General features: G+C 49.0%; 1 rRNA gene. It reads left to right on the forward strand.

The features are described from left to right. Nucleotides 1-255: ribosomal RNA gene (locus tag ACEN4I_RS13625) — 23S ribosomal RNA — on the forward strand; the annotation flags it as partial.

Here is a 255-nt window from a genome sequence, read left to right on the forward strand (position 1 = left end):
AGACAACTAGGATGTTGGCTCAGAAGCAGCCATCATTTAAAGAGTGCGTAATAGCTCACTAGTCGAGTGACCCTGCGCCGAAAATTTACCGGGGCTAAACATAACACCGAAACTGTGGATAGAACCAGTAGGTTCTATGGTAGGAGAGCGTTCTAAGGGCGTTGAAGCTAGATCGTGAGGACTAGTGGAGCGCTTAGAAGTGAGAATGCCGGTATGAGTAGCGAAAGACGGGTGAGAATCCCGTCCACCGAATGA

The sequence above is a fragment of the Desemzia sp. FAM 23990 genome, from assembly GCF_045528485.1.
Classification (GTDB): Bacteria; Bacillota; Bacilli; order Lactobacillales; family Carnobacteriaceae; genus Desemzia.